This window comes from Streptomyces sp. NPDC002276, from assembly GCF_053891435.1.
Genome location: NZ_JBSFCQ010000031.1, coordinates 53,602 through 73,757 on the forward strand (window position 1 = coordinate 53,602; position 20,156 = coordinate 73,757).

Consider the following 20,156-nt stretch of genomic DNA (forward strand, 5'->3'; position numbering starts at 1 on the left):
GACCGGCAAGGATCTCGACAGGGTCGGCGCCCAATGCGCCGAGCTGACGGTCCCCCTGGACTACGCGACCCCCGGCGGCCGGACGATCAGCATCGCGATGGCCCGCCTCCGGGCCGCCGACCCCACGCACCGCATCGGCACGCTCCCCTACAACATGGGTGGACCGGCTGATCCCGCGATCGAGTCCTTGCCGGCGGTCGGCGCTGCGATGGGGGAGACGGCCCGCCGCTACGACATCGTCGGCGTGGACCCGCGCTGCACCGGCCGCAACACACCACTCAACTGCGCCTGGCGGACCGAGACTTACTTCCGCTCGGCGGGATCGGACCGGGCGGGCTTCGAGCGGATGCGGGCCTTCGAGCGCGGTCTCGCCGAGCAGAGCAGTGCTACGACCGCGCCGGAGCCCTGCTGCCCCACGTCTCGACGTCCGACGCGGCCCGCGACATGGACGCCGTCCGCGCCGCCCTCGGCGAGCGCCGGATCTCCTTCTACGGTGTTTCGTACGGCACTTATCTGGGCGAGGTCTACACGGCGATGTTCCCCGCCCGCACCGACCGTGTCGTCCTCGACGGCGTGCACGATCCGAGCCGCCGGAGCGACTCGTTCGCCCAGGACCACAGCCAGGTCTGTCGGGCGACGCTGACACTGCCGATCACCGTAAGTCGGCCTGTGAGGAAATCCTTGCCGTCGCGCGAGCATGACCGCCTTCCAGCCGGAGTGGTCATGCTTCGAGCGGTCGTTCACGTTGCCTCCTCCTGCTGAACTGTCGGCAAGATCCTGCCGCCCTCGTATGTGGCCAGGGCATTCGCCTACGGACGACCCATCAAACTGACCATAGAGGCCGTCTGGTTCATGGCATTCCGCGGCCGTAGGTCGTCGGAACTAGGGGACGGGGATGAAAGTCCAGCTCATTTGCGACTGGGTGAGGCCGGTGCTCCAGGAGGTGACCGCGGCGGGCCGCACGGGCGCGGCGGTGTAGCCGTTGAGGTTGAGGTCGTAGTTGCCGGAAGGGCGGAACGCCGTGTAGCCGAGGTCGGTGGTTGTCGGGTTCCACCACTCGTAGGTCTGGAGCGGGTTGGTGTAGAACGGCTGGAGGTTGACGGGGGTGGGGTCGTTCAGCGGGCCGCTGCTGTTGATGTCGAGCACCTTGCCGGTGGCGGGGTTGTACAGGTAGGTCACGTTCGACGGGGCTCCGTCCGGCCTGCCCTGCTGCCACATGCAGTACGGGTTGAGGGTCTGGCTGAGCAGCTGTAGCCGCACATCGCTGTCATCCGTGTCGGCGCAGAGTGCCATGCCGGGGCGGGGAGAGCCGGCGATCGGCCGTGCGGACTGGTCCACCAACAACCCGCGCCACCCGACGGCGAACGGTGCGGGGACATATGTGGCCGTGGGCGCCGTCGCGACCGGGTCCATCATGGTGAACTGCCAGCTCATGGACCGCCGATCCTGGTCCCACGTGGTGAGCATGAGACCTTTGCCCCCGGTGGAGTCGTAGCCGCTCATGTTGATGTTGAGATCGAGGTTGGTGACCGGACGTATCGCCACGCCGCCGTTGCCGGTCTGGCCGCTGAAGTCGAACTGTTGCAGGTTGACCGCGGACGCACCGGAGAGCTGGGGTTTGAGTGTGAAGCCGACGCCGCTGTCAGGGTTGCCGAGCAGGGTGAGGTATTCATCGAGGCCGGTGTTGTACAGGTAGTAGTTGTCTCCCACCGGTTTCAGCAGCCACTGGCACTCGGCGCCCATGGTGGGGGTGGGGCGACGGACCAGCACGAGGTGCTGAGAGTCGGGGGAGCTGAACCCGCACAGCGATCCGCCGCCGGCGGTGAGGACGAGGGTGATCGAGACGGCGTGCGCGGACGCCGCGGCCACGATCACGGTGCTGACGCTCAGGGCGGCTGCCACCACGTAGCGCAGGACACGTCCAAGACGGCGGCAGGCGACTAACAGGGACACGTCGGAGGCCTTTCGGAGGGGAGACGGTTCAGTGATGACTCGCTCGACCGCCGCCTGAGTACGGAGCGGCCCCTGATTATGCGTGGAAGTGGCCTGCTGCGGTGAGCGGTCGCGGACACGTGGGCACGCTGCCGTGACCGCGGCGGGACCGATACCTCAGTCCGTTTGTAGTCCACCTATGAACCCGGCCCCCCGGACCACTCAACAACCTCACATTGGCGGCGGAAAGGAGGACCGCACCGCGCGGAGCTGCCATGCTCACAACCCCCGAAGGAGGTGGCTGTGACCTCGACCGCGGAAACCCTGGGATCACCCGTGCCCGTCGCGCGTACAACGGCGGCACGTCTCGCGGACCTCGCCGCCCGACAGCAGCGGGCCCTCGCGGGCGGCTCCGTTTCAGCCGTCGCCCGGCAGGCGGCCCGTGGCCGGCTCACGGCCCGTGAACGCGTCGCCCGGTTGCTGGATCAGGGGTCCTTCGTCGAGACCGGCGCGCTGGTACGCGCCCGCAGTGGCACCGATGACGCGGCGTACGGCGACGGTGTGGTCACTGGCTCAGGCACCGTCGGCGGGCGCCAGGTGTTTGTCTTCGCGCAGGACGCCACCGTCCACGGCGGCAGCATGGGGGAGGCGTTCGGGGAGAAGGTCGTCAGCACGATGGACCTGGCACTGAAGACCGGCTGCCCCATCATCGGCCTCAACGACTCGGGTGGCGCCCGCATCCAGGAGGGTGTGGCCTCGCTCGCCCTCTATGCCGAACTGGCCCGCCGCAACGTCGAGGCCTCGGGTGTCATCCCGCAGATCTCCGTGATCATGGGCCCGTGCGCGGGCGGCGCCGCCTACTCGCCGGCCATCACCGACTTCACCGTCATGGTCGACGGCACCTCGCACATGTTCGTCACCGGCCCGGACGTCATCGAGGCCGTGACCGGCGAGCGTACGACGGCAGAGGAACTGGGCGGCGCCCGCGCCAGCAACTCCGGCAACGGCAACGCCCACTTCCTCGCCGAGGACGAGGACGACGCGCTGGACATCGTCCGGGTCCTGCTCGCCTACCTTCCGGCGAACAACCGCGACAGGCCCCCCGAGTACGCCTTCGCGCCGCGCACCCTCGACCCCACCCCCGACGACCTGCGCCTGGACGGCCTCATCCCCGACCGCCCCGAGACCGCGTACGACATGCGCGAGATCCTGCGCACGGTCGTCGACGACGGTGAACTGCTGCAAGTGCACGAGCTGTTCGCGCCCAACATCCTCTGTGCCCTGGCCCGGGTCGAGGGCCGTTCCGTCGGAGTCGTCGCCAACCAGCCTCTGCACAATGCCGGCGCGCTCGACATCGACGCCTCCGAGAAGGCCGCGCGGTTCGTGCGGTTCTGCGACGCGTTCGGCATTCCGCTGCTGACCTTCGCCGACGTGCCCGGCTACCTCTCGGGCACCCAGCAGGAGCAGACCGGGATCATCCGCCGCGGCGCCAAGCTGCTGTACGCCTACGCCGAGGCCACCGTCCCCAAGGTCACCGTCGTGGTCCGCAAGGCCTACGGCGGCGGGTACGCCGTCATGGGCTCCAAGCACCTGGGAGCCGACGTCAACCTCGCCTGGCCCACCGCCAGGATCGCCGTGATGGGCGCCGAGGGCGCGGTCACCGTCCTGCACCGCCGTGAACTCGCCGCGGCGGCCGGGGCCGGCGAGCAGGCCGCGGCGGACCTGAGGGCGAAGCTCGTGGAGGAGTACGAGACCGCCTGGGCCACCCCCTACGCGGCCGCCGCGCGCGGCTACATCGACGCGGTCATCGCGCCGAGCACCACCCGGGCGTACATCACCCGGGCCCTGAACACGCTGCGCACCAAGCGTGCTGCCGTCCCCGAGCGGCGGCACGGCAACATCCCGCTGTGAGTGAAGCGAAGCCGTAACCGCATCACCCCGGACGGGGACACCACCTGTGACGTGAGGAGTTCCCCCATGCCCGCGCACGCCCTTCCGCACGCCCCCGGCACATCCTCAGCAGCGCCGGACCGCCCGACCACGCTCCCCGCCCACCTCGCGCACTGGGCCCAACACGCCCCGATCCAACCGGCGTTCACCTTCGTCGAGCACGCTTCCTCCGGGTTACGGGGCACCCACCGCACCCTCACCTGGCAGCGCGTCGACGTACGGACCCGGGCGGTCGCCGCCCGGCTCGCGGACACCGTGGCTCCCGGCGAACGCGTCGCCGTCCTCTGTCCCCAGGGCACCGAATACGTCATCGGCTTTCTCGCCGCGCTGACCGCCGGCGCCGTCGCCGTACCCATGTTCACGCCCGATCTGCCCGGACACGGCGACCGCCTGGCCGGTGTCCTGGACGACGCGCAGCCCTCGGCCGTGCTCACCACCAGCGCCGCGGCCGGGACCGTAGGCGCGTTTCTGGACGCGCACGGCCTGCGCCACCGCCTGATCGTCACCGACCTCGTCACCGACGACCAGGCCGGCCCATGGCAACCGCCCACTCTGGACGAGCAGTCGACCGCCTATCTCCAGTACAGCTCCGGATCGACCCGGTTCCCCACGGGCGTCGAGATCTCGCACGCCAACGTCGTCGCCAACGCCGGCCAGGCGCTCACCGCGTACGGCGCCGAGGACCGCCGTCTCACCATGGTCGGCTGGCTGCCGCTCTACCACGACATGGGACTGGTGCTCAGCGTCGCCGCTCCCCTCGTACGCGGCCTGCTGTCCGTCCTGATGGATCCCCTCGCCTTCCTCCAACGGCCCGCCCGCTGGCTACAGTTGCTGTCCGAGCACCCGAACGCCCTCAGCGCGGCGCCGAACTTCGCGTACGACTACTGCGCGGCCGTCATCGCCGAGGAGGACAAGGCCGGGCTACGGCTCGACCGGGTCGCCGCGCTCATCAACGGCAGCGAACCCGTACGGCCCGAAACCGCCGATCGCTTCGGCGCGGCCTTCGCCGGACAGGGCCTACCGGCCGACGTCCACTGCCCGTCGTACGGGCTCGCCGAAGCCACCGTCTTCGTCAGCGCCCACCGACCCGGACGCCCCTTGCGCCGCTACCCCCTGGACCGCGAGGCTCTGGCGGCGGGCAAGGCCCTGGCCGTTCCACCCGGTGACCCCGCGGCCGTTCTGCTCGCCGCCTGCGGTGAACCCGTCGGCCAGGCGGTACGCATCGTCGACACCGCCACCGCCACCGTGCTGCCCGCGGGGGAGGTGGGCGAGATCTGGGTGCAGGGCCCCAACATCGCGCGTGGCTATCTGGAACACGGCCCGCAGACCCGCAAGACCTTCCAAGCCCGACTCGCGCACGCCCCCGGACACTGGCTGCGCACCGGTGACCTCGGCATGGTGCTCGACGGCCAGCTCCTGGTCACCGGACGCCTGAAGGATCTGATCATCGTCGACGGACGCAACCACTACCCACAGGACATCGAGAACACCGCACAGGCCGCCCACCTGGCCATACGCCCCGACCGCCTGGCCGCCTTCGCCGTGCCCGCCGGGCACCTCCCCGGTGGCGGGGCCACCATCGCGGCGGAGGGCGCCGTGATCATCGCCGAGCATGCCCGCGGTCTGGACGCGCCGGCCCGCGATCCCAAGGAGGTCGCCGCCGCCGTACGCGCCGCCGTCTCCGCCCGACACGGTCTGCGACTCGCCGACGTGCTGCTCCTCCCACCCGGCACGGTGCCCCGCACCTCCAGCGGCAAGATCTCCCGCACGCTGACCCGCGCCCGCTATCTCGACGGTTCCTACGACTGCCCCGAGCGAGGCACGGAATGAACCCGGTCCCGGCCGACTCCACCGACCTGCGACGCCTCGTCGTCGAACGGATCGCCCACTGGTCAGGTGTCCCCGGCGCGGACATCGCCGTGGACCGACCGCTGGCGGAACTCGGGATGTCCTCCCGCGACGCGGTCGTGATCGCCGCCGAACTCTCCCACGCCCTGGGACGGGAGTTGCCGCCCACCCTGCTGTGGGAGACGTCGACCGTCGACGGTCTGGTCGCCCTCCTCGGCGAGAGCCCGGAGCCCCTCCCGGAGACCGCGTTCGTCCCCCGGGAGATCGCCGTCGACGACGACGAACCGGTTGCCGTGGTCGGCGTCGGCTGCCGCCTCCCCGGCGGTGTGCGTGGCCCCGGTGACTACTGGCGGCTGCTCGTCGAGGGCACCGACGCCATAGGCCAGATACCCGAGGGACGCTGGCGGGACTTCGCCTCCCAGATCCCGCGGGACACCAACACCTGGGGCGGATACCTCGACGACGCCACCCTCACCGGATTCGACTCCACCTTCTTCCGGATCTCCCCGCGCGAGGCGGACGCGATGGACCCGCAGCAGCGCATGCTGCTGGAGGTCACCCAGGAGGCCCTCGACCACGCGGCCATCCCCGCCGCGTCCCTGGCGGGCACCGCCACCGGAGTCTTCGTCGGCATCTCGGCCCACGACTACGGCCACCTCACCGGCGCCGACCCGGCGACCGTCGACCCCTGGGCGACCACCGGAGCCGCCACCTCGGTCTCGGCGGGCAGGCTCAGCTACGTGTACGACCTGCGCGGCCCCAGCATCGCCGTCGACACCGCCTGCTCGTCCTCCCTCGTCGCCGTTCACCAGGCCTGCACCGCCTTACGCGGTGGCGAATGCGACACGGCGCTCGTCGCCGGAACCAACGTGCTGCTCTCACCCGCCGTCACCGTCGCGTTCGGCCGCGCCGGGGCCCTGGCGCCCGACGGCCGCTGCAAGCCGTTCTCCCAGTCGGCGGACGGCATCGGCCGCGCCGAGGGCTGCGCCGTGGTGGTGCTCAAGCGGTTCAGCGACGCGTTGCGCGACGACGACCGGGTCCTGGCCGTCATCACGGCCACCACCGTCAACTCCGACGGCCGCTCCAACGGCCTCATGGCACCCAGCCCGACGGCCCAGCGCGCTCTCCTGGAAGCGGCCTACGCGCGAGCCGGCCTCGATCCGGCGACCGTCGACCACGTGGAGGCGCACGGCACCGGCACGCCCCTCGGCGACCCCATCGAAGCGGGTGCCCTGGCCGACGTCCTGGGCCGCGACCGCCACCCCGACCAGCCCCTGCTGCTCGGCTCGGTCAAGAGCAACCTCGGCCACCTGGAGGCCGCCGCCGGAGTCGCGGGGCTGGTCAAGACCGTCCTCGCACTCCACCACGGCATCATCCCCGGCTCATTGCACTGCGACCGGCCGGCCCTGGACGACGAGCGACTGCGCGTGGTCACCGAGCCCGAACCCTGGCCCCGCTACGGCGGGACCGCGACCGCCGGAGTCTCCGCCTTCGGCTTCGGCGGCACCAACGCGCACGCCGTACTGGAGGAGTGGCAGCCCAACCGGACCGCCGAACGCGCCATCAACTCCCAAGGATCCGCAGGCCTGTTGCAGCTCAGCGACGCCGACCCGGCCCGGGTCAGGGACACCGCCGCCGGGCTCGCCGACTGGCTCGACACACCAGCAGGCAGCGCCGCCCGGCTCCAGGACATCGGGCGCACACTCGCCGGACGCACAGGCCGCGGCCCCGCCCGCGCGGCTGTCGTCGCGCAGGACCGTGACGGCCTCGCCACCGCCCTCCGCGCACTGGCGGCCGGCCGCCCCCACCCGCGCGTCAGCACCGGCAAGCGGGACCGACTCGGTCCCGGCCCGGTCTGGGTCTTCTCCGGCTACGGCACCCAGTGGGCCGCCATGGGGCGTCAATTCCTCGTCCGCGAGCCCGCGTTCGCCGCCGCCGTGGAGAAACTCGAACCGGTGCTCGCAGCCGCGTGCGGCTTCTCCCTGTACGAACTGCTCGACGACTGCACGGACGACGACCTACGACAGGTGGAGACCGCCCAACCCCTCCTCTACGGAACCCAGTTGGCGCTCGCCGAACTCTGGCGCTCCTACGGCGTCGAACCCGCCGCCGTCATCGGGCACTCCATGGGAGAGGTCGCGGCGGCTGTCGTCGCCGGGGCGCTCGACCCCGCCGACGGCGCCCGCGTGATCACCGTACGGTCCCGGCTGCTCGCCACACTGCGCGGCGGATCGATGGCCGTCGTGGACCTGACCGACGACGAACTCGGCGACCTGGAACGGGAGTTCCCCGGAGTGCACCTCGCCGTGGACTCCTCGCCCGCACAGAAGATCGTTACCGGCGAGGCAGCCGCCGTCGCACGGTTCGTCAAACATCTCTCCGCACAAGGCCGCGAAACCCGCACCATGCCCGTCCGGGGCGCCGGGCACTCACCCCAGGTCGAACCGCTGCTGCCCGAACTGACCGCCGCCCTCGCCGGCATCGGGGGCCGGAGCGGCGGCACCGTCCGCGTCTACTCCACCGTCCACGACGACCCCACCCGGCCCTGCGTCTTCGACGCCGGGCACTGGGCGGAGAACCTGCGCCGCCCGGTCCGGCTCGCCGGTGCGCTGGCCGCCGCCGCGGCCGACGGGCACACCGCGTTCATCGAGATCTCCCCGCACCCCGTGCTCCTGCACGCCCTCGCCGAGACCCTGCCCGACGCCCTGCACCTGCCCACCCTGCGCAGAGGCAACGACCCCGCCCTCACCTTCCGCCTCCAACTGGCCGCCCTGCACGCCGCGGGCCACCCCCTCCCGACCCGCCTCCTCCACCCGCACGGCGAGGTCATCGACGTCCCCCTCCCGGCCTGGCGCCACACCCGCCACTGGTGGACGGCCGGGCAACCCCTGCCGGACGGCGGGCACAGACTCCCTGAACTGCCTGCCAGACCAGCTCCGTTGGCCGTCTCCGCGCCGCGTCCGCCGGTCACGGACTCCGTGGGCGGTTCGGTCACCCAACGACTCGTCCGCCACATCGCGGCCGTAGCGGGCCACCTCCCCGAGCGCATAGCCCCCGACACCCCGCTCACCGACCTGGGCCTCGACTCGCTCATGGCCGTCCGCCTGCGTGCGGCGGTGGAGCGCGAGTTCGGCGCCGCGCCCTCGACGCGCGACCTGATGCGGGCCCCCACCGTCCAGGCCGCCGCCGACGCGATCACCCGCGCCGCGCACCACGATCAGCCGGAACACCGGCCCCCGCCCCCCGCGATCGTGTCCGTCCGGGCAGGCCGAAGCGTGCCGTACCCCCTGCGCGCGCTGCGCCCGGCCGGCGACCGGCCCCCACTGATCCTGGCCCACGCGGCCGGCGGTACCCCGGACGTCTACCGGCCGCTCGCCGGGCTGCTGGCACCGGACGTGCCGGTGTACGGGCTGGACCGGGTCGAGGAGGCGGACACCGTCGCCGCGAAGGCGAGACTGTGTGCGGAGGCGATCCGGAAGGCGTGGCCCGACGGCCGCTACTGGATCGGCGGATGGTCGTTCGGCGGGTTTGTCGCCCAGGAGACAGCCCGGCTGCTCGCCGCCGAGTTCGCACCACCCGAGGCGGTGGTGCTCATCGACGCCGTACGTCCGCTGCCCCGACCGCTCGGACGGACCGAGTGGGACGTGGCGCGGGAGCAGTTCGAAGGATTCGCCGCGTACGCGTCCCGCACCTTCGACGTACAACTCGTCCTGCCCTACGCGGAATTGGCCGATCTCGACGACCGGGGCCGGATCGACCTGGTACTGGAGACGCTGAGTTCGGTCGCCGACATCCCACCCGCCGCGCTCCGCCACCAGCGCGCCTCCTACCTGGACCTGCGGACCGGCGAGGCACACACCCCCCTTTCCTACGACGGCCGGGTGATCCTCTACCGCGCCACCGAACCAGCGCCGCACACGGTGCGCGACCCGGCGTACGAGCGCATGGACGACGCCCTCGGCTGGGACGAGCTCTGCCCGGAACTGGAGATCGTCCGCATCCCCGGACACCACCTGTCGCTCCTCGACCCGCCACACGCCCAGGCCATCGCCGACCACCTCAACGGGATGCTCGGCTGAACACACCGCTCCCCGACGTCACTTCACAAGGAGCCGCCCGCCATGTCAGACCGTCCGTCCGTTCCCCGCCAGGGTCTGTCTCGCCGAACCGTCGCCAAGGCCGCCGCGCTCGGTGTCGCGGGCGTGCTCACGGGGGCCTGGAGAGCCTCGGCCGCCGACCTCATCGTCACCCAACTGGGGCCCCGCACCTACGACTTGGGCATCCCGTCCGCCGCACTGGGCCGCACCGCGCCCGTACGGATCATCCTGCCGACCTCGTACGCCGTCCAGCCGAGCCGCAAATGGCCGGTGCTCTACCTGCTGCACGGCGCCCACGACGACTACAACTCCTGGACCCGGGAGACCGACATCGAGGCGTTCACCGCGAACCGGGATCTGATCGTCGCCATGCCGGACGGAGGACCCACCGGTATCCCCACCCGCTGGCAGACCGGCCTCGACTACGAGACCTTCCAGCTCCAGGAGGTGCCGGCGGTCCTCCGCGCCGGCTACCGGGCCTCCGCCGTCCAGGCCGTCGCGGGGGTATCGACCGGCGGGTACGGCGCTATGGCACATGCGGCCCGCCACCCGGGAACCTTCGTCGCGGCGGCGTCGTACAGCGGAATCCCCGACACCACCACGACGACGATGCCGACGATCATCGAGGCGATCGTGGGACGGGAGAGCCTCAACCCCCTGTCACTGTGGGGCGATCCGATGCTCAACTCCGCCACCTGGCAGGACTTCAACCCCCGGACGCACGCGAGCGCCCTCCGGGGCACCGCGCTCTACGTCTCCGTCGGCAGCGGCAGTCTCAGCGGAGGGCTCGGCACCATCCTCGCGCTCGCGCAGCTCATCAGCGGTGGCGTCGCCTCTCTGCTGCCCGGGGTCCTGGAAAGTCTGGTGGCACCCTCCACCCAGAGCTTCGTCACCGCACTGGGGCAGCTGGGCGTCCCGGCCACCCAGCACCTGTATCAGGGCGGCGGACACCAATGGAGTGACTGGAAGCGGGAGTTCGCCACTTCGTGGCCGGTACTCGCCGGTGCGCTCGGTCTGCCGGCCTGACCTGTACCGGCTTTGTCGCGCACGGACAAAATCGTGGCTCCGCCTTGTAACTCGCGTACAGGCCAACGGAGTTCGGCGGGGGATATCGTCAACGTCCGGACCGCCTTGACCGAGCGGTAGGAGCACGCCGCATGGATCCTTTCGCCGTCGTCCCTCAGCGACTGGCAGACTTTCTGCGCCCTCATCTCGACGACATGGCCGCGGAGGTGGCGCGCGAGGTACAGCTTGAGGTACCCGAGTACACGAGACCGGCCGACGACGCCTACGTGCGGACGATCAGAGCCGGAGTCAGACAGGCCCTGACCCTCTTCGTGGACCGCATCGGCGACACCGGCCGGGACGGGAAACACGTCGTCCACACCTACCAGGCGATCGGGCGTGGCGAGGTCGGCGAAGGGCGTGGCCTCGAAGTACTCCAGGCCGCGCTCCGGCTCGGTGGACGGGCGGCCTGGCGCCGCATGATGAAGGCCGCCGAGGAACTTGAGCTGGATTCGAGCGAGGTGGCCGCACTCGCGGACGCGGGCTTCACCCACATGCACGAGATCATGCAGGCGGCCACCGAAGGCCACACCGAGGCTCAACTGCGCAGCACGGGCGAGTTGCAACGGCGCCGTATGCGCCTGCTGGACCTGCTGTTCGCCGATCCGCCGGCCTCCGCGGAGGCGGTCGCGGAACTCGCCCGCACCGCGCGCTGGCCCCTGCCGCGGCGGGTCGCCGTCATAGCGGTGGGCGGCACCGAGCAGCAGCACGGTGACGAACTGCTGCTGCCCACCGCGGTGTTGGCCGACATGACCGCCCGACCGGCGCGCCTGGTCATCCCGGACCCGGACGTGCCCGGCTCCTCCCGCGGGCACGCCCTCGCCTCGGCGCTGCGGGGGCGACCCGCCGCCGTCGGGCCGACGGTCCCGCTCTCGCAGACCGCGGACTCCTTACGCCTGGCCGCCCGAGCCCTCTCGCTCATGCGGCGCGGTGTCCTGCCGGGCGAGGGCGTGCTCCGGTGCGCCGACCACCTGACGACGCTGATCCTCTACGCGGACGAACCGCTGGTGCGGGCGCTGTCGCACCGAGTCCTGGCACCGCTGGCCGGAATCCCGGCGCCACAGGGCGACCGGCTGGCGGAGACGCTGCTGGTGTGGCTTCAGTGCGAGAGCAGTGTCAACAGCACCGCCCTGCGACTGCACATCCATCCGCAGACGGTGCGTTATCGCATGCGTCAGCTGGAGAAACTGTTCGGCGATACCCTCCAGGATTCGGAGACCCGTTTCGAACTGGAACTGGCCCTGCGGGCGAATGCCGTTTCCGGACCGCCACCGGAATCCCCTCGCTCATCTTTGTCACGTAACTGACTGGCCCACGTATTGCGTGCTGGTTTGGTTCTCCAGCCAATTCACTCCTCGATCCTGCATTCTCCTGTGGACCGTTTCTGCTGTTCAGGGCATGATCGGCGAAAGTGTGAGGCCAATATTCGGCCGGTTCCAGACACTCTTTTGTGATACGGGCCATTGGTATTTGATGGGTCGGTCCGCCCGGGTTGACTGGAGTCCGAATTGGTTTCCGGTCAATCCGTCGAGATCCTGCGGTTTTCGGTCATGGTTCACAAGATGGACACCTTCGGCGACGGCTTCGAGAACACCAAGGCGGACGTGGCCCGGCTGCACCGCGACGGGCTCAAGGTCATCTGCTATGTCAACGTCGGCGCATGGGAGAATTTCCCGCTCGACAGGCCCGCCTTGCGCTTCGACGCGGTGGAGCCGGACCTGGTCGAGGGCTTCAGCAATGACACCGGTTTCCCCCTCACCGCTTCCGACCGGCTTCGCCACAACCGGATGATCGCGTCGATCGCCCACGAACGCGGGCTGTCCGTGGGCCTGAAGAACGACCTCCCGCAGAACTCACGCCGCTCATCGCGGCCGACGAGGCGGTGTTCCATGTCGAGTACGCCGTACCGACGGGACGCCTCTGCGCCGAGTCGCGGCGGCTGAAGCTCTCGTCGATGCGGAAGAAACTGGAGCTGGGGATGTGGCGCAAGCCGTGCTGAAGCCAGTGCGAAGGGGTTCTTCGGATCAGGCGTCCGGGGTCAGGTGGGCGGTGGCGCGTTCCGGGCCGAGGAACGGGGCCAGGACGGCGTAGGTCAGGCCGGGCAGCAGGGCCGGCAGCTCCGCGGTCCGGTCCGCGGCGATCCGGCGGTAGATCGCCGAGTACACCCCACCGACCACCGTATCGATCAACTCATCGGTAGAGATAGGCAGTTCAATCGCCGGCAGGTCGGTGAAGAAGTCCCGGAACCGGGCCAGCAGTGCCTCACGCGCCTCCCATCCGGCCGGGCCCACCGCGTCGATCTCCACGATGGCCATGACCGCGAACGCGGGCGCGTCGGCGAGTATGCCGAGCAGCGCGCCGAGCCCGGCACGCACCGAGCTCGGCCAGTCCGGGGCCTTGGCGTGGGCCTCCTCCATGGCGCCGATGACCATGGTCGTGCCGTACCGGTGCGCGGCGAGGAAGGCGTCCTCCTTGCCCTTGAAGAGGTCGTAGAAGACGGGCCTGGTGACGCCTGCGGCCTGGCAGATGTCGCTGACCCGGGTGTGGGCGTAGCCGACCTGTGCGACGGTGCGGACGAATCCGTCGAGGAGCCGGTCGCGCTGGTTGGCGGCGACCACCTCGGGTGAGGTGCGGCGCGGACCCCGCCGCAGCGAGCGCTCAGGGTCGCGCGCCATGCGGGTACCGGGCAGCACGAGTGCGGGCGGCACCGACGGGACTGTTGCCATACCACGTCCTTCCTCGGGAACTTGCCCGCACTGTATTGACTTGAATACCCGTCAGGTTTACAACTCTCACAGGTTTTCTTCTTGCGCGGACCTGCGGCGGGACGCCGCCGGAGCCGTCAGTGTCACGCACCCGCAAGGCCGCCAACAAGTGCCCTCGCGCCCCCGACGTCAGGTCGGGGACGCGCACTGGTCCGGTGGTTCCCGCAGTCCGGGAACCACCCTGCGCGGGTCGCTGCCTTCACCCCTGAGCCGGGGGAGCGACCCGTCCTCGCCACCCACACCCCTGTTTGTCAGAGGACCCCGCATGCGCAGAAACACCGTCTCCGCCCTCGCCGCCACCGCCGCCGTCGCGGCCCTGGCGCTCCTCCCCGCCACCACCGCCTCGGCGGACAGCGCCGTGCTCACCTACGGCAGCGCCGCCGGCACCGCCGTCTCCGTCGGCGACGTGGTCACCGCCTCACTGGCGAGCGGCACCAATGCCACCCTCGCCACCAGCAGCGGCGGCACATCCGGCATCACCTGCACCGGTTCGACGCTCTCCGCCACGGTGACCGACAACCCCGCCGCCCCGGGCACCGCCACCGAGTCCGCGACCGCCCAGACCTTCAGCGGCTGCACCAGCAACGTCCTCGGCGTCACCGGGGTACGGAGCATCACCGTCAACAACCTGCCCTACAGCACCGCCGCCAACTCCGACGGCACCGTCACGGTCACCCCCGCCCCGGGCAGCACGATCCAGACCACGGTGGTGCTCTCCACCCTGCTGGGCTCCATCACCTGCGTCTACCGGGCGCCCAGCCTCGCCGCGGTCAGCTCCAACAGCACCAACAGCCTGACCTTCACCAACCAGGCCTTCACCAAGTTCTCGGGCTCGTTCCTGTGCGCGGGCAACGGCTACTTCACGGCGACCTACGCCCCCGTGGTCGACAGCAGTGTCAGCGGCTCCCCCGCCATCTACACCAACTGACAGTCCGTCCGGGAGGACTCCCGTGAAACCGCTCCGACCCCAAGTGCTCCTGGCGATCCTCGCGTTCATCATCTCGATCGCCTTCATCGCCCCTGCCCAGGCCGCCGCCGGCAACCCCTATCAGCGCGGCCCCGCCCCGACCCGGGCCAGCATCACCGCCGAGACCGGCCCGTTCACCGTCGCCTCGGTCGTCGTCCCCTCGGGCAGCGGCTCGGGCTTCAACGACGGCACCATCTATTTCCCCACCGACACCAGCCAGGGCACCTTCGGTGCCGTCGTCATCATGCCGGGCTTCGTCGCCCCGCAGGCGGAGATCGCCTGGTACGGGCCCCGACTCGCCTCCCAGGGCTTCGTGGTGATGACCCTGGACAGCAACGCGCTGTGGGACTTCCCGACCGACCGCAGCAACCAACAGCTCGCCGCGCTCAGCTACTTGACGACCAAGAGCGCGGTGAAGAACGAGATCGACCCCACCCGGACAGCCGTGATGGGCTGGTCGATGGGCGGTGGCGGCACGCTGGAGAGTGCGGCGAGCACTCCGTCGCTCAAGGCGGCCATCGCGCTGGCGCCCTGGGACATCGTCAACGTCGGCGACCAGATCACCGTCCCCACCATGATCTTCGGCGCCGACGGGGACACCGTAGCCCCGGTCTCCACCTTCACCCTGCCCGCCTACAACGCCCTGACGAACGACCACGACAAGGCGTTCATCGAGCTCAGGAACGCCGACCACTTCACCTTCGCCAGCCCGAACACCACGATCGCCGAGTACAGCATCGTCTGGCTCAAACGCTTCGTCGACAACGACACCCGCTACGACCAGTTCATCTGCCCAACTCCCAACGACCCCAACACCGTTGCCTTCATGAACACCTGCCCGATGTAGCCCCGCGGGGCGCGCGGCAGGCACGGGTCCTCAAGGCACCCGTGCCTGCCGCGTCTCGTACGGGTTGTAGGTGTCGCCGTAGAAGTCGGGCAACTTCTCGGCCGCGAAGGTGAGTTGGTTGCTTCCCTTCTTCAGCGTCACCGGGACGGTCAGTTCCCGGAAGGCGTTGAAGTGGAAGGCGGTCGGGAACGGCATCCGCTTCGCCGATGCCGGTGACCTTGTCGATGCCTCCCGACAGGAACGCCGTGCTTTTCCTCTCTTGGCGTGCCTTGGAAACGTCGCGTATCTCGCCGTTGACGGACAACTCCACCCGGCCGCCGCCGAGTTGGTCGAGCGCGAGGGTCGCTTCACCGTCGGTGGGGGAGTAGACCCAGAAGGTCGCGGACGCGCCCTTGGGCAGCGGTACGGCTCCCGGTCCCGAGGTGCCCCGGGATGAGCGCGTCGCCCTTGGTGACTCCCCATTCCGCGTCCTGTGCCGCCAGCGTGATCCGGTGCCGGCCGGCGGTCGGTTTCACGGTCGTGTCGGTGTGTCCCCAGACCACCCACTTGTGGCCGAGCGGCAGGAGCAGCTCCTGCGGGTCCGTGCCGTCGACGCGGAGGAAGACGTTGGTGGGGCCCTGTTCCTGCACCAGGCCGTACAGGTTGTAGGAGTTGGCCAACTGACCGAAGGCTGAGCCGACTTGTCGCCATGGCTGCCGGGGGAGAGGAAGACCTGGTACGCGGACATCTCGTTCATGCCGGTCATCGGCAGGGTCACCGAGCCGTCCTCGCCGACGGCGACCTCCTGGTCCGCGAGCCGCAGCGGCTAGGCCGAGTCACCGACCTGCCCGGTCCACGGGATCTCCTGCACGGTGGCGTGCACCGTCGTCCCGAACAGCTTCGGGCCGATGTTCTCGAAGACGACGTCCGCGTCACCGCTCTTGCCGCCGAACAGCGCCCGCGCCTGCTTCTTCTTGGTGTCGAGCGTGGCCACGCCCTGCAAGGTGTACTGCCGGTTCGGGTGCCGGGCGGTCACCTGCACGGTGTGCCCGGACATCTGGCCGTAGGCGTTGAAGAGCCGCCACTGGCCGTAGCCCCGATTGGCGTCGACGGCGGAGTCGTTGAGGTTGCCGTCGATGTTCCAGTAGGCCAGGTCCGCGTCGATCTTGGACTCCTCGATGGCGGAGACCCACTGGACGACCTGGCCGGGCACGGAGAGGTGGTAGTTGTGGGCGTACTCGTTGACGTTGATCGGCAGCGGGCCGATCCCCGTGTCCTTCTCCCAATGCCGGTACTTGGCCACGTTCGTGCGGACCGCGGCAGGCGAGGACAGTTCGTGCCAGGTCATCACGTCCGGGACGACGTCGTTGGCCTTGGCGTACTCCAGGAAGCCCTTGAACTGGTCGTAGAGGATCGAGGTGTTCGGGCCCGCGATCCTGGCGTCCGGGTCCTCGTCCTTGATGAGGTGGTAGACCTCTTTCCAGGCCGCGAAGAAGTACTGCGGGTCGTTGAGCCAGGACACGTTGTCGTAGCTCCACGCGCCCGAGCCGAACATGTTCCCCTCGGGCTCGGTGAAGGGGACGTAGACGACATGGTCCTTGTAGTCGCCCATCGTCCTGACCTGGTCGACCTCCTTCTCGACCTTCGCCGTGAAGTCCGAGAGCCGTTCGGGGCCGCTCTCGCCCGGCCACTGGTAAAGGGAAGCCGCGGTAGATGTCGGTCATGTAGATGTAGACGTCCTTGCCGCCCGAGTCGACCAGCGGCGGCAGGACCTCCAGCGCGTCCGCGCCCGGGTGCTGGGGGCCGTCCTGCGCCTTGGTGGACCGGGCGCGCAGGCACATGCCCTCGATGAGGTTGCGGCTCGGTGCCCCGTCGCCGTAGATCCCGTGGAGGGAGCCGGTGGCGCCGTGGAAGGCGCGGCGAGCAGGGTGGCGAGGATCGCCGCCACCGCGGCGCCGACTCCCGTCGTTCTCTTTCGTCTTCGTCGCACTGGGGTCTCCGTGGGTTCCGTGCGGGTCCGGACGCCGGACGAGCGTTGTCGAACCGGTTCGACAACGCTGGGCCGGGAAGCTAGCACCGCGGAAATCCGGCGGCAATACTTCTGACGCGGAAGGTCATGTCAGCTCACCCTGGATTCCAGGGGTGTTGCGAGAAGACGCGGTGCGAGGTGTTGACAGTCGGCGGGGTTGTTCCTACCTTCACTTCACGCGAACCGGTTCGATGACCGGCTGTCGCCCTACGCAACATCGAACCGGTTCGATCCATCCAGGGAGTGCCCGTGAACATCGGTGAGATCGCTCGGCGGGCCGGTGTCTCGCGGAGCACCGTGTCCGTCGCGCTGAGCGGCAAGCGCCCGGTGTCGGAGGAGACGCGCCGGAAGATTCAACGCGTCATCGACGAACTGGGCTACCGGCCCAACGCCAGCGCGCGTGCCCTGGCCAACGGCCGGACCAACACGATCGGCTTGGTCTTCCCGCCGGCCGGTAACCACTACACCGGCATGCAACTCGACTTCATCGGCAGCGTGGTGGAGGCCGCCGCGGCCCACGACTACGACGTGCTGCTCTCACCCAGTGGCGTGGACAGCGACCGCTCGTTCCAGCGGATGCTGGGGGAGCGGCGGGTCGACGGCGCGATCCTGATGGAGATCAGACTGGAGGACGACCGGGTGGATCACCTGGCCGCCCTCGACTTCCCCTCCGTAGCCATCGGCCGCACCGCGCATCCCGAAGGCACCTGGTGGGTCGGCCTGGACCACACCGCGCTCGCGGCGGCATGCGTGCACCACCTCGCGGACCTCGGCCACCGCAGGGTCGCCTTCGTCAACCGGCCCGAGCAACTTCTGCGGGCCGGATACGAGTCGGCCCACCGCGGCCTCGACGGCTTCACGAAGGCCGCGGCCGAACGCGGGTTGACCGTCCGGACGTACTGCTGCGGGGACGACGCGGCATCCGGCCAGGCGTGTCTGGAGCAGATCCTGCACGACGACCCGGCGACCACGGCCCTGGTCACCCTCAACGAGGCCGCGCTCGGCGGTCTGTACCGCGGACTGGCCCAGGCCGGCCGTCATGTACCGCGCGACTTCTCCGTCACCGGAGTCGTGGCCTGCCGGTGGGCGGAGACGGTGACCCCGCAGCTCACCGCGGCGGACGTACCGGCGGAGGAGATGGGCAGACACGCCGTCGACCTCCTCGTCGAGCGGATCGACCAGCCCGACGCACCGCCCCGCCACCACCTGCTCGTACCGCCGATCTCGCTCCGTGCCAGCACGGGGCCAGGGACCGGTACGCCGTCCACCGAGGCCCGCTGACCTCCACCCCCGACACCACTCTCCGATCGCGATTCACGGGCGTACTCCCCCTCACCGCGGCTGTCCGGCATGCCCGCTTCCCCCCTCGTCACCCGCCCTCGGCACACCCATGCCAAAAACGAAGGAACGCGCAATGCACAGCTCCCTCGGACGACTCCGCCTCACCGCCGCGACCGTGGCGGTGCTCGCCGTCGCAGGCACCGCGACAGCCTGTTCCTCCGGTTCGGGCAGCACCGGCACCAAGGCCGCGGACAGCGGCACCTACACGATCTGGGACCCGTACCCGCAGTTCGACAAGACCTCTGCGTGGGCGAAGCTGCTCGACGCGTGCGGCACCAAGGCCGGGGTGAAGATCAAGCGGACCGCGTTCGACACCGGCGACCTGGCGAACAAGGCGCTGCTGGCCGCCCAGCAGGACAACTCCGCCGACGTCCTCATCGTCGACAACCCGGTGGTGTCGACCCTGGCCGAGGCCGGTGTCCTCACCACGACCGAGGACAACAAACTGGACACCTCGAAGGTGAACCCCAACCTCCTCGCCGCCGGACAAGCAGGAGGCAAGACGTACGGCACGCCGATCGGCGCCAACACCCTTGCCCTGTACTACAACAAGGCGGTGCTGAAGCGGGCCGGAGTGGACATCACCTCCGTCAAGGACTGGAAGTCGCTGACCGCGGCGCTCGCGAAGGTCAAGAAGGCGGGCAAGAAGGGCATCACGTTCTCCGCGATCGGGACGGAGGAGGGCACCTTCCAGTTCCTGCCCTGGTTCTGGGGATCGGGCGCCGAACTGACCGCGCTCGACTCCGACAAGGCGGTCTCCGCGCTGACGCTGTGGCAGGGCTGGCTGAAGGACGGCTACGCCCCGAACTCGGTCCTCAACAACACCCAGACGACCAGCTGGCAGGAGTTCGCGACCGGCGACTACGCGTTCGGCGAGAACGGCACCTGGCAGCTCGCCAACGCCAAGAAGGCCGGCTTCGAATACGGGGTCGTCCCCGTTCCCGCGGCCGACGGCGGCAACGCGGCGGCCCCGACCGGCGGGGAGTTCGTCACCATCCCGGTGCAGGGCGAGACCGACCACTACGCCACCTCCCAGAAGATCGTGACCTGCCTGACCAGCACCGACAACCTCCTCGACACCGACACCACACTGTCGTACGTGGCGCCCACCACCGAGGTCCAGGACAAACAGGTCGCCGCGAACGCCGAGTTGAAGCCCTGGGTCGACGCGGTCAAGGCTGCCAAGGGGCGCACCAGCGACGACCTGGGCACCAAGTACCCGAAGATCTCCGAGCAGTTGTGGAAGGCGGTCCAGTCGGCGCTCAGCGGGGCGAAGTCGCCGAAGGACGCGCTGTCCACCGCCCAGTCGGCCGTCAAGTAACCAGAGACCAGGGCC

The 20,156-nt window shown here is 70.0% G+C and carries 13 protein-coding genes and 3 pseudogenes; 11 read left to right on the plus strand and 5 right to left on the minus strand.

Annotated features, from left to right (window positions below):
* Positions 1 to 444: 444 nt before the first annotated feature.
* A pseudogene (locus ACWIHT_RS44050) lies at positions 445 to 525 on the plus strand (hypothetical protein); the annotation flags it as partial.
* On the opposite strand, the gene ACWIHT_RS44055 reads toward ACWIHT_RS44050, so the two are convergent.
* Both ACWIHT_RS44055 and ACWIHT_RS44060 read right to left on the minus strand, forming a co-directional pair.
* A complete protein-coding gene (locus ACWIHT_RS44055; protein WP_456174286.1) occupies positions 525 to 725 on the minus strand; it encodes a DUF6882 domain-containing protein in 201 nt (66 codons plus the stop codon). The pseudogene ACWIHT_RS44050 and the gene ACWIHT_RS44055 sit on opposite strands and share 1 nt — an antisense overlap.
* Positions 726 to 882: 157 nt before the next feature.
* Positions 883 to 1,953, minus strand: a complete 1,071-nt coding sequence (locus ACWIHT_RS44060) for a hypothetical protein (RefSeq protein WP_456174265.1) — start codon at positions 1,951 to 1,953, stop codon at positions 883 to 885.
* A gap of 282 nt (positions 1,954 to 2,235) precedes the next feature.
* On the opposite strand from ACWIHT_RS44060, the gene ACWIHT_RS44065 reads away from it, so the two are divergent.
* The 6 genes and pseudogenes from ACWIHT_RS44065 to ACWIHT_RS44090 all read left to right on the plus strand — a co-directional run.
* A complete protein-coding gene (locus ACWIHT_RS44065) occupies positions 2,236 to 3,843 on the plus strand; it encodes an acyl-CoA carboxylase subunit beta (RefSeq protein WP_456174266.1) in 1,608 nt (535 codons plus the stop codon).
* Positions 3,844 to 3,909: 66 nt separating this feature from the next.
* Positions 3,910 to 5,712 carry a fatty acyl-AMP ligase gene (locus ACWIHT_RS44070; protein WP_456174267.1) on the plus strand — a complete coding sequence of 601 codons (1,803 nt, stop codon included), beginning with the start codon at positions 3,910 to 3,912 and terminating at the stop codon, positions 5,710 to 5,712.
* On the plus strand, positions 5,709 to 9,809 hold the full coding sequence (locus ACWIHT_RS44075; RefSeq protein ID WP_456174268.1) for a beta-ketoacyl synthase N-terminal-like domain-containing protein: 4,101 nt from the start codon (positions 5,709 to 5,711) through the stop codon (positions 9,807 to 9,809). Before ACWIHT_RS44070 ends, ACWIHT_RS44075 begins: the two co-directional genes overlap by 4 nt.
* Positions 9,810 to 9,851: 42 nt before the next feature.
* Positions 9,852 to 10,853, plus strand: coding sequence for an alpha/beta hydrolase (locus ACWIHT_RS44080; RefSeq protein ID WP_456174269.1), 1,002 nt, complete (start codon positions 9,852 to 9,854; stop codon positions 10,851 to 10,853).
* 131 nt (positions 10,854 to 10,984) lie between these two features.
* Positions 10,985 to 12,199, plus strand: coding sequence for a PucR family transcriptional regulator (locus tag ACWIHT_RS44085; RefSeq protein WP_456174270.1), 1,215 nt, complete (start codon positions 10,985 to 10,987; stop codon positions 12,197 to 12,199).
* A 270-nt stretch (positions 12,200 to 12,469) separates the two neighbouring features.
* Positions 12,470 to 12,891, plus strand: a pseudogene (locus ACWIHT_RS44090) (endo alpha-1,4 polygalactosaminidase); the annotation flags it as partial.
* Positions 12,892 to 12,916: 25 nt separating this feature from the next.
* Here the strand turns inward: ACWIHT_RS44090 and ACWIHT_RS44095 are convergent.
* A complete protein-coding gene (locus ACWIHT_RS44095; RefSeq protein WP_456174271.1) occupies positions 12,917 to 13,618 on the minus strand; it encodes a TetR/AcrR family transcriptional regulator in 702 nt (233 codons plus the stop codon).
* Between the two features lie 304 nt (positions 13,619 to 13,922).
* On the opposite strand from ACWIHT_RS44095, the gene ACWIHT_RS44100 reads away from it, so the two are divergent.
* Entirely contained in the window at positions 13,923 to 14,585 is a 663-nt protein-coding gene (locus ACWIHT_RS44100; protein WP_456174272.1) for a Tat pathway signal sequence domain protein, read from the plus strand.
* A gap of 22 nt (positions 14,586 to 14,607) precedes the next feature.
* A complete protein-coding gene (locus tag ACWIHT_RS44105) occupies positions 14,608 to 15,471 on the plus strand; it encodes a dienelactone hydrolase family protein (protein ID WP_456174273.1) in 864 nt (287 codons plus the stop codon).
* A 30-nt stretch (positions 15,472 to 15,501) separates the two neighbouring features.
* Here the strand turns inward: ACWIHT_RS44105 and ACWIHT_RS44110 are convergent, their stop codons facing one another.
* Both ACWIHT_RS44110 and ACWIHT_RS44115 read right to left on the minus strand, forming a co-directional pair.
* Complete coding sequence (locus tag ACWIHT_RS44110; RefSeq protein ID WP_456174288.1) at positions 15,502 to 15,666, minus strand: hypothetical protein; 165 nt, start codon at positions 15,664 to 15,666, stop codon at positions 15,502 to 15,504.
* Positions 15,647 to 17,366 (minus strand): annotated as a pseudogene (locus tag ACWIHT_RS44115) (cellulosome protein); the annotation flags it as partial. The gene ACWIHT_RS44110 and the pseudogene ACWIHT_RS44115, both read right to left, overlap by 20 nt.
* Before the next feature lie 362 nt (positions 17,367 to 17,728).
* Between ACWIHT_RS44115 and ACWIHT_RS44120 the strand changes: the two are divergent.
* Both ACWIHT_RS44120 and ACWIHT_RS44125 read left to right on the plus strand, forming a co-directional pair.
* Positions 17,729 to 18,760: a LacI family DNA-binding transcriptional regulator gene (locus tag ACWIHT_RS44120; RefSeq protein WP_456174274.1), complete on the plus strand. Its 1,032-nt coding sequence runs from the start codon at positions 17,729 to 17,731 to the stop codon at positions 18,758 to 18,760.
* Between the two features lie 133 nt (positions 18,761 to 18,893).
* Entirely contained in the window at positions 18,894 to 20,141 is a 1,248-nt protein-coding gene (locus ACWIHT_RS44125) for a sugar ABC transporter substrate-binding protein (RefSeq protein ID WP_456174276.1), read from the plus strand.
* The last annotated feature ends 15 nt before the right edge of the window (positions 20,142 to 20,156 follow it).

What these genes read in the sequence shown, in the direction of transcription:
- ACWIHT_RS44055 (WP_456174286.1), bottom strand. Translation starts at nt 725, where the DNA reads ATGACCACTCCGGCTGGAAGGCGGTCATGCTCGCGCGACGGCAAGGAT.
- ACWIHT_RS44070 (WP_456174267.1), top strand. Translation starts at nt 3,910, where the DNA reads ATGCCCGCGCACGCCCTTCCGCACGCCCCCGGCACATCCTCAGCAGCG.
- ACWIHT_RS44075 (WP_456174268.1), top strand. Translation starts at nt 5,709, where the DNA reads ATGAACCCGGTCCCGGCCGACTCCACCGACCTGCGACGCCTCGTCGTC.
- ACWIHT_RS44080 (WP_456174269.1), top strand. Translation starts at nt 9,852, where the DNA reads ATGTCAGACCGTCCGTCCGTTCCCCGCCAGGGTCTGTCTCGCCGAACC.
- ACWIHT_RS44085 (WP_456174270.1), top strand. Translation starts at nt 10,985, where the DNA reads ATGGATCCTTTCGCCGTCGTCCCTCAGCGACTGGCAGACTTTCTGCGC.
- ACWIHT_RS44095 (WP_456174271.1), bottom strand. Translation starts at nt 13,618, where the DNA reads ATGGCAACAGTCCCGTCGGTGCCGCCCGCACTCGTGCTGCCCGGTACC.
- ACWIHT_RS44100 (WP_456174272.1), top strand. Translation starts at nt 13,923, where the DNA reads ATGCGCAGAAACACCGTCTCCGCCCTCGCCGCCACCGCCGCCGTCGCG.
- ACWIHT_RS44110 (WP_456174288.1), bottom strand. Translation starts at nt 15,666, where the DNA reads ATGCCGTTCCCGACCGCCTTCCACTTCAACGCCTTCCGGGAACTGACC.
- ACWIHT_RS44125 (WP_456174276.1), top strand. Translation starts at nt 18,894, where the DNA reads ATGCACAGCTCCCTCGGACGACTCCGCCTCACCGCCGCGACCGTGGCG.